The organism is uncultured Nostoc sp. (assembly GCF_964245575.1).
Taxonomy (GTDB): Bacteria; Cyanobacteriota; Cyanobacteriia; order Cyanobacteriales; family Nostocaceae; genus Nostoc.
On record NZ_CAXTNP010000292.1, the window covers coordinates 1 to 9169 of the forward strand.

Sequence of the window (9169 nt, forward strand, 5' to 3'; positions counted from 1 at the left end):
TGAACTCGGAAGTTGAGCTTCTGAACTTAAGTTATGGGCGGGATCTGGGTAGGCGAAATATTTTGACTGTTACAAAAATGTGGGTAATGACAAGCCTTAAAAAGGAGGGTTAGGGAGGATCAAGCCTTAACCCAAGCGTATTGCTTCATCAGTTGAAGCTTGCGTCTGTAAGTACCAAACTATCAAACTTTGCTAGAAGAAGCGATCGCCAGACATTACAATTTTACAATTGGGCTATTCAAAAACATAATTTTGAGCCACTTTCCAATAGCGCGAGAACCGCTTCAGGTCAATATAGCCGTCATAGTCAAAAAATGGTTCCACCTTTAGCACTTGGACTGCTATGGAAGGCTGCATTTGATTGCAGATATCATCAAACCGGGGACTGGGACTGTCGGCTGTGAGAACTAAATTCGCATCATGTTCTTTAGCAAAAGCTAAAATTTCTTGTGCCACATCACCACGACGGATAACAACGGGTAACTCTAGCAAGCATTCGTAGATAAAAGCAATGCGTTTGAGACTCAGTTGCCATTCCTCTATCAAAGCCTCGTCCCAAACCCAGATAGCTGGTGCATCAGGGTATTTTTGTAGTCCGGGGTTGTATGGACTGAGGCAGTCTCCATGTACCCAAACAATTGATTTATTCATCTTTTTTGGTTTTTTAGCTCACTTTTTACCTTTCTTTCCACGCTGCCAACTTTGGCTGTTAGCTTGTTTGCTAAATTCCCCTTTGGGAAAAAGTCGCTGTTCTAATTCTTCATAGCTGCCTTCAAAATCACAATGACCGTAAAGCGGACATTTCTGGCAATAAATGCCTTTGGTGTAACGTTCTAAGTTCTCACGATTGAAAAAATACGGTTTCTGACTAAAGGTGCTAGCAACCCACTGCCATGACATATTATTACTAGCAGGATCTCCATCTAAAAGGTTTTCGAGAAACCATTTGGCTCCTGCTTGCCAACGAATACGCCGCCAATGGACAATGTAAGCCGCTAGCCACATGCGGGCGTGGTTATGTAGATAGCCAGTTTCTTTCAAGTCACGGCTAAAACTGTCGATGCAAACTCTGCCTGTGGTTCCTTGTCTGATATCTTGCGGCAATTCGGGTGCATATTCATCTACAGTGTAACCAGTTTTGTACTCTTCCTGGTCTTTCCAGATTCCATCCCCTAACTTCATATACAATCGTTGCCAGTAGTCACGCCAGCCTAACTCGTTAATTAGTTTAGTAGCTTCGTTTTGGTGCTGTACCCGGTCAAGGACATAATCTCGAATTTCTCGCAAACTCAAAACGCCATAGCGGATGTAAGGCGAGAGTCGCGTCACCGCACCTGTGAAAAAATTTCGTGTTTGCGCGTAGCTTACTGCATCGATTTTTTGCAGCGCTTTCTGTGCAGCTTTGCGTCCCCCCACGGTTTCACTGATGTGGTCATCGCGTTGTGCCGCATCTGGGAATTGTTCGCGCAGGTAGGCTACCAACTCATCGCGGTTGGTAAATTCGCGTTGCATATCTTTAGTCATGTGAACTTTGAAGGGTGAGAATAGATAAACAAAAATACTTGTAGGTTAAGTCATTATTATGGCGGATAAATACAAGCGATCGCTCTCAACCTTATGAGAGAACTTTTTTCATGGGAAGCAAAGATGAATGAGTGCGTAGGCATAGCCCGCCGCAGGCATCGCATTAATGCCGATTTTCTCCAGCTTATCAGTAAGTAAAGCTAAAATATCAGATAAATCTGCCACTTTAGAGACAATGAGCCTGTGCATCAATCCTAACTGCCAAAATACTGACAACCCTGATAATCTACTTCGTTGTCAAAGCTGTGGCTCTGAATTGCTATTAGAAGGACGCTATCGGGTAACTCGTTTACTTAGCGATAAAGGTGGCTACGGCGACATTTATGAAGTTAGAGATCGCAGTGATATACCCAAAGTTTTAAAAGTTCTTAAGGAAGAGAAGAAAAATGATCCTAAGGTTGTAGAACAATTCCAGCGAGAAGCTGAAGTTTTAAGTAAGCTTAATCATCCAGGTATTCCACAAGGGGAAGAATATTTCAATTTTTTTCCTATAAATATTCAACAGCCAGTGCATTGTTTAGTAATGGAGAAAATTGAAGGAGAAAATTTACATGAGTGGTTACAAAAAAGAGGCAATCGCCCCATTAGTGAAAAGCTGGCAGTTGATTGGTTAAACCAACTGGCAAACACATTGCATGAAGTACATCAACAGCAGCTGATTCATCGAGATATTAAACCGTCTAACATCATGCTTCAACCGAATGGGCAATTGGTGTTAATCGACTTTGGTATTGCAAGGGGAATTAGTAAAACATACGAACAAAAAAAATTGGCTGGACAGGGCACGAGAGCAGTTAGTGATGGTTACTCGCCTTTAGAGCAAGCTACTGGAAGTGCCATTCAGCAGTCAGATTTCTTTGCCTTGGGTCGTACTTTTGTCCATCTTATAACAGGAATACATCCTTTTGACCTGTGCGATCAATATAACCATGATATATACACAGATGAGTTAGAGAATTGGCGACAGAAAGCCCCTAAAATTTCTGCCTCGCTAGCAGATTTGATAGATAAACTGATGGCACGTCCAATTAATAAGCGCCCAGCCAATACCCAGGTAATTTTACAAAAGTTAGCAGAAATTTATGAGAGTTTATATCCTCCCAAATTATATCAGTCGAAGTTGTATAACCAGATATCTACAGTCAATAACCCAAGATTTTTTCTAGAATACACTCTTGGAAGTTGGTACTCTGGTCATTCTGGCTGGATTAATTCAATAGCCATTAGCCCAGATGGACAGACTTTAATTAGTGCCAGTAATGACATGACAATTAAAGTGTGGAATCTTAAGAATGGAGATGAAATTTTGACTATCACTCTAGCTCAGGACGTAGTTAAATGTCTGGTAATTAGTCCAGATGGACATAGTTTAGTTAGTGGTAGTAGCAAAGGTATAATACAAGCATGGAATATAACTACAGGCGAAGAAATTCATACTTTTACTGAAAATTCGTACCAAATTTTTGCTCTAATCATCAGTCCAGATGGGCAAACCTTGTTTAGTGGCAGTAGTGATATTAAAGTATGGAATCTAAATAATAGAGAGCTAGTTCGCACTCTTAGCATACATTCAGGGCCAGTGTTTACTATGGCAATTAGTCCAGATGGGAAAACCCTTGTTAGCGGTAGTGAAGACAAAAGTATCAAGATATGGTCAATTTGTACTCTCACTGGGCATTTAGCTGGTGTCTATTCTGTAGCAATAAGTCCAGATGGAAATACTGTGGTTAGTGGCAGCATTGACAAAACTATTAAAATATGGAATATGAACTCAAAAGAAGAAAATTTTACTTTGACTGGGCATTTAGGCACTGTAAATTCTGTGGCAATAAGTCCAGATGGGCAGACTTTGGTTAGTGGGAGTAGTGACGAAAAAATTAAACTTTGGAATTTAAGCACTGGTGAAGAAATTGATACTCTCACTGGGCATTCAGATGCTGTTACATCTTTAGTATTTAGCCCAGACGGACAAACCTTGGTTAGCGGTAGTCGGGACTCCACAATCAAAGTGTGGCGAATACAATAGCTTCAAACTAAGAACACAGCCTTATCTACGCCAATATAAACATTGCAAATAAATTCATCATACGAGTAAATCAAATTACTCACTCAATCTATGTACAATTCTAAAGCGATCGCTACTGATGAATAAGATGCGATCGCTCAACTTATGTACAATCCTAAAGCGATTCCAATCTCTCACACCCCATCATGAGCAACATTCCCCAAGTCGGACAACCAGCGCCAGATTTCTCCACCCCTGACCAAAATGGCAATTCAGTCACTCTGGACGACCTCAGCAGTCAGTGGGTTGTTCTCTACTTGTACCCAAAAGATGACACACCCGGTTGTACCACCGAAGCGAAAGATTTCACCGAATTGTATCAAGACTTCAGCGAACTGAGAGCAAAAATCTTAGGGGTAAGTCCAGACTTGGGTAAGTCCCATTGTAAATTTATCAGCAAACATAACTTGTCAATCACCCTCTTGAGTGACCCAGAACATATTTTGACAGAAGCCTACGGCGCTTGGCGCTTAAAAAAATTTATGGGCAAAGAATATATGGGTGTTGCTCGTTCAACCTTTCTCATTTCACCGGATAAAATTATTGCCTATGCTTGGCCGAATGTAAAAGCCAAAGGACATGCTAAAGCAGTTTTAACTAAATTGGAGGAATTAGCAGCTACGTAACGCGACTGGATAGAGGTATAGTTACAGCAATGCTACGTGAATCATATTTATAGTAATAAAGCAGGATGTGAGCAGCCTATTTGAGCAAGCAATTATCAATGCGCTGAACTCAGTCAATCCTCAAAAAGTTCTGGAAGGTAAAGTAGCTAATGCTATTATCCGGGCAGGGTTTGATTTAGTTAGTTTCAACAAAGCAGTAGGTCTAAATGGTGAAATTGGTGAAATCGATGTGGAAACCAGCAACGCTATCATTGAAGTAACAACCCAAACTGCTCGGAAGTTAAAGCAAGTTCAAAAGTTGATATCAAACTCTGATTTGAATCCCTTGAATAAGCCAGTTATTCTCTATGCACCCAATTATAAATTTACTCCGGCTCAAGATATCATCGCTACAGGCAGTTATGTAGTTTGCAATCAAGATGAATTATTAGAATTATTATCCATACTAGGAGTATAAGTGATGCCAGAACCGATTTCCCTAATTTCTAGTGCTGAGATTAAACCAGGAGAGTTTTTGAGTTTTCTGCAATATTCTGGAGTATTACTACATCCAGATCATATATATGATGGGCGGATTTCTAGAGACAATACTCATGTTTGGATTGTTTTAGATAACACTGAATTAAAAAATTTTAATCCTGATGAAATTGAACTCATAACCCAGAAGCTTACAGCTAAACCTCAGACTCACATTCTACTTGATCTCAGCAAAACTTCAGGAAGTGAGCAACTAGCGCTAGAGTTTGCGTGTCAGTTTGCCAAAAAATGGTCTTGTGTTGTCTATGATTCAAGTCAAAGAGTCTACTCAGCACAGGAATTGTTAGGGTTATGCCAAACAGAACTAGGTTTTGTTTAGATAATATATAGAGTTGCATAAATTATGGTTCAATTTATCCAAGCACAAAATGTAGGGCTTGCCTATTTGGAGGAAAAATTTAGTCTAGAGATAGCTGAAAATGAGGCATTTTTTACAGAATGGTTTGAAAATTTACCGGAAATTACAGATTTAGAAAAGCAGGATTTAGACAAAGTAAAACTTCATTTTCTCCGTTTAGTCAAGTATCCTCCTTTGTCAGAGGAAACGGTTAAACTATTAGTTTTATCTCCTTTACTCAATTTAGCTGGATTTTATGATGAGCCTTTTTATATGAGAGGCGAGCAATCAATAGAAATTTCTGCGGAAGATGAAGGAGAAGTTATTAGAGGTAGAATTGATTTTTTAGTTATTCAAGAACAATTTTGGTTGTTAATAATTGAATCTAAAAGGTCTAGCTTTTCTCTTTTAGAAGCCATACCTCAAGCACTTGTTTATATGTTGGCTAATCCTAATCAAGACAAACCTACTTTTGGATTAGTAACCAATGGTAGTCATTTTATTTTTGTAAAACTTACTAAAAAAAATATACCAAAGTATGCCTTGTCTGATGAATTTACACTTTTGAAACGGAAAAGTGAACTATATCAGGTTCTAAGTGTATTAAAAAATTTGAGTCAAATTTTGAGTTAATAATTATGTCTATTCGTCCTATATACCTTGATTGCCATGCTACTACAGCCGTAGATGAACGGGTATTAGCAGCAATGCTCCCCTACTTCACAGAAAACTTTGGCAACCCATCTAGTATCGGTCATGTTTATGGTTGGGAAGCAGAAGCTGCTGTCAAACAAACGCGAGAGATTTTAGCAGCAGCAATTAACGCCACTCCCGAAGAAATTGTTTTTACGAGTGGTGCAACAGAAGCTAATAATTTAGCTATTAAAGGTGTTGCTGAAGCTTATTTTAAAAAAGGTCAGCATATTATTACTGTTGCCACTGAACATAGTGCAGTTATTGACCCTTGTAATTATTTAAAAACTCTCGGTTTTGAAATTACTATTCTCCCTGTCCAAAAAGATGGATTGATTAATTTAACTGAGTTAAAAAAGGCTTGCCGTCCTGAGACGATTTTGGTGTCAGTAATGGCTGCAAATAACGAAATTGGTGTGTTGCAGCCATTGGCAGAAATTGGGGAAATGTGCCGCGATCGCCTAGACCACACCGGAGGCGATCGCAATATCATATTTCACACCGATGCAGCCCAAGCTATTGGTAAAATTCCCTTGGATGTGCAAGCGATGAAAATTGACTTGATGTCGTTAACAGCACATAAAGTATATGGCCCAAAGGGCATTGGGGCGCTGTACGTCCGCAGGCGCAACCCCAGAGTGCAACTGGCTCCTCAGCAGCACGGCGGCGGACATGAGCGGGGAATGCGTTCTGGGACATTGTATCCACCGCAGATTGTCGGCTTTGGGAAAGCTGTAGAAATCGCTTTAGCAGAACAAGCCACAGAAACCCAACGTCTCACCCAGTTAAGGCAAAGCTTGTGGGAACAGCTTTCCCAACTTGAAGGAATTCATCTCAACGGACACCCTCAAGAGCGATTGGCGGGAAACTTGAATATCAGTGTTGAGGGAGTGGATGGAGCCGCACTTTTGCTAGGATTGCAGCCAGTAATGGCGGTTTCTTCTGGTTCTGCTTGCTCATCGGCAACCACTGCACCCTCCCATGTTCTTACAGCACTGGGACATTCCCAACAGCTAGCTTATGCATCAGTGCGGTTTGGGATTGGACGGTTTAATACCCAAGAGGAAATTGATATTGTGGCGAAACATGCGATCGCCACCATTCAAAGTTTACGTAATTCCTCCTTTATGGATTCTCGCCCAGGAAAGCCCCAATCTGATCTAGTTCCTGCTGATTGAGGCGAAATTCTCCAGCCCCGATGATCCCTTCCACCTGCTTAGGATTGCGTCCGCCAACGATCGCCCCTGTCAACGCCGGATTGTTTAAAGTCCAAGCGATCGCTACCTCACCCGGCGAGCGATCGTGTTGTTGACCAATATGCTGCAATAACTCCACCAACTTCAAGTTACGAGATAGACGTGGCTCCTGAAATTCACTATTATTCTTGCGCCAATCATTATCTGGGAAATTAGCAACCCGCTCAGGTGTCATCTTTCCTGTAAGCAACCCAGATTGCATAGGTGAATAAACAATCACACCTATGTTATTTTCTTTACAAAAAGGTAGAATCTCCTTTTCGACATCGGGCTTAACCAGTGAATAAGGCGGTTGCAATGAAGTAACTGGTGCAATCTCCTGGGCACGTTTCAACTGTTCTACATTGAAGTTTGAAACCCCGATATTGCGAACCTTACCCTCATCCTTGAGCTTGGCTAAAGTCGTCCAGCCTTCTTCAATTTCTGACTCTGGGTTAGGCCAGTGGATCTGGTAAAGGTCGATAGTTTCAATATCGAGCCGGCGTAGACTAGCTTCAACCTCCCCCCGCAGAGAATCCGCCTTCAGACTGTTACCGATTTTGCCCTTTTCATCCCAGATCAGTGAGCATTTAGTGAAAATGTAGGGGCGATTAGATCGACCTTTGAGCGCCTTAGCAACAACCTCCTCAGAATGCCCCAGACCATAGACAGCTGCGGTGTCAATCCAATTAACGCCGAGGTCGAGAGCGTGATTGATCGCTGTGATCGATTCCTGGTCATCCTGCTCTCCCCAACCAAAAGCCCATCCACCTCCACCGATCGCCCAGGCTCCAAAGCCGATTGGGGTAATGTGAAGCTCCGAATTACCAAGCTGTTTGGTTTGCATATCTATGTTTCTCCAAGAATTTTTGAGTCAATTGCTAGTTTAGGTTGCAAATATTTTCTCAACCGCTATCTCAGGTGTGAATGACTACTGGTGGAAACATCATAGCCAATCACTACTTATGTAGGATGAATGTTGTGTTGACACATACTACTTGTATAGGATTCATATTTGATTGCGTGAAATACACGTAGGGTGCGTTAGCCAGAGGCTAACGCACCATCAGATAGTTTGGTGCCGTACTCTTGGCGATAACACACCCTACATATACTTAAATTTTTTCATAAATCAAATCGGATTCCTATACACTAGACTTGCTCGAAGATGGTAACAGTTTAGGGTGTTTATCAAAATAGAGAAGTAATATGTCAGAAGATTTAAAAGGCAAAGTTGCGCTGATCACAGGTGCAAACAAAGGTATCGGGTATGAGATTGCACGCCAACTAGGTTCTAGAGGTGCTACTGTTCTTGTTGGTGCAAGAGATATAGGACGTGGTGAAGAAGCGGCGAATAAACTTTGTTCAAATCAGATAGATGCCCGATCAGTTCAACTTGATATCATCGACCAAAAAACAATCGACTCTGCAAGTAAACAAATCGAGAGCGAATTCGGAAAACTTGACATCCTTGTGAACAATGCTGGGATACTAAGTGATGGCGATCGTCTTCCACCCAGTCAAGTTGATATTGAAACACTGCGACACACTTATGAAACGAATGTATTTGGAGTGTTTGCAGTTACAAAAACGCTGTTGCCACTTTTGAAAAAGTCAACAGCAGGGCGAATAGTGAATTTATCAAGTGGTTTAGGTTCTCTGACTCTAAACTCTGACCCAAATAGTGAGTTCGCTGATTCTAAGTATCTTGCTTATAACTCATCAAAAACAGCAGTGAATGCGATCACAGTTCTTTTGGCTGCTGATCTTAAAGATACCCCGATTAAAGTCAATGCTGCTGACCCTGGTTTCACAGCAACTGACATTAATCAACACCAAGGGTATCGCACTGTTGAGCAGGGAGCCACAGCAGCAGTGAGACTTGCTACTCTACCTGATGATGGTTCTAGCGGAGGGTTTTTTGATGAGAATGGCGTGATTCCCTGGTAAAAAGTAAGGGGGCATGGGGCATTGAGCAGGAGTTAGAAAACTCGGTTTATCCACCTTTGATACTCATTAACGAGTATTTGAACTGGATTCATCCACCTCAAAACTCCGTTCATCCACCTTGTCCCCTTGTCCCCTTGTCCCC

10 protein-coding genes are annotated in these 9169 nt (G+C 41.4%); 7 read left to right on the top strand and 3 right to left on the bottom strand.

Annotated features, from left to right (window positions below; all coding sequences use genetic code 11):
• Window positions 1-234 precede the first annotated feature (234 nt).
• Together ACFFAP_RS31675 and ACFFAP_RS31680 are read right to left on the bottom strand one after the other, a co-directional pair.
• Window positions 235-651 (bottom strand): hypothetical protein, encoded by a 417-nt coding sequence (locus tag ACFFAP_RS31675; RefSeq protein ID WP_375514930.1) that lies wholly within the window; start codon window positions 649-651, stop codon window positions 235-237.
• Between the two features lie 18 nt (window positions 652-669).
• Window positions 670-1524, bottom strand: coding sequence for an FAD-binding domain-containing protein (locus tag ACFFAP_RS31680; RefSeq protein WP_375514931.1), 855 nt, complete (start codon window positions 1522-1524; stop codon window positions 670-672).
• A 166-nt stretch (window positions 1525-1690) separates the two neighbouring features.
• On the opposite strand from ACFFAP_RS31680, the gene ACFFAP_RS31685 reads away from it, so the two are divergent.
• From ACFFAP_RS31685 to ACFFAP_RS31710, 6 genes are all read left to right on the top strand, one after another.
• On the top strand, window positions 1691-3610 hold the full coding sequence (locus ACFFAP_RS31685; RefSeq protein ID WP_375514932.1) for a protein kinase: 1920 nt from the start codon (window positions 1691-1693) through the stop codon (window positions 3608-3610).
• A gap of 185 nt (window positions 3611-3795) precedes the next feature.
• A complete protein-coding gene (locus ACFFAP_RS31690; RefSeq protein WP_375514933.1) occupies window positions 3796-4275 on the top strand; it encodes a peroxiredoxin in 480 nt (159 codons plus the stop codon).
• A gap of 67 nt (window positions 4276-4342) precedes the next feature.
• Window positions 4343-4732 carry a hypothetical protein gene (locus ACFFAP_RS31695; RefSeq protein WP_375514934.1) on the top strand — a complete coding sequence of 130 codons (390 nt, stop codon included), beginning with the start codon at window positions 4343-4345 and terminating at the stop codon, window positions 4730-4732.
• Window positions 4733-4735: 3 nt separating this feature from the next.
• Complete coding sequence (locus ACFFAP_RS31700; RefSeq protein ID WP_375514935.1) at window positions 4736-5131, top strand: hypothetical protein; 396 nt, start codon at window positions 4736-4738, stop codon at window positions 5129-5131.
• A gap of 24 nt (window positions 5132-5155) precedes the next feature.
• Window positions 5156-5782: a restriction endonuclease subunit R gene (locus tag ACFFAP_RS31705; protein ID WP_375514936.1), complete on the top strand. Its 627-nt coding sequence runs from the start codon at window positions 5156-5158 to the stop codon at window positions 5780-5782.
• Between the two features lie 5 nt (window positions 5783-5787).
• Window positions 5788-7020 carry a cysteine desulfurase family protein gene (locus ACFFAP_RS31710; protein WP_375514937.1) on the top strand — a complete coding sequence of 411 codons (1233 nt, stop codon included), beginning with the start codon at window positions 5788-5790 and terminating at the stop codon, window positions 7018-7020.
• Here the strand turns inward: ACFFAP_RS31710 and ACFFAP_RS31715 are convergent.
• Window positions 6968-7924: an aldo/keto reductase gene (locus tag ACFFAP_RS31715; protein ID WP_375514938.1), complete on the bottom strand. Its 957-nt coding sequence runs from the start codon at window positions 7922-7924 to the stop codon at window positions 6968-6970. The genes ACFFAP_RS31710 and ACFFAP_RS31715 overlap by 53 nt on opposite strands.
• Window positions 7925-8286: 362 nt before the next feature.
• Here ACFFAP_RS31715 and ACFFAP_RS31720 point away from each other — a divergent pair, with 362 nt between their 5' ends.
• The gene (locus ACFFAP_RS31720) at window positions 8287-9027 is read left to right on the top strand and encodes an SDR family oxidoreductase (protein ID WP_375514939.1); all 741 of its coding nucleotides are present in this window, start codon (window positions 8287-8289) and stop codon (window positions 9025-9027) included.
• Window positions 9028-9169 lie beyond the last annotated feature (142 nt).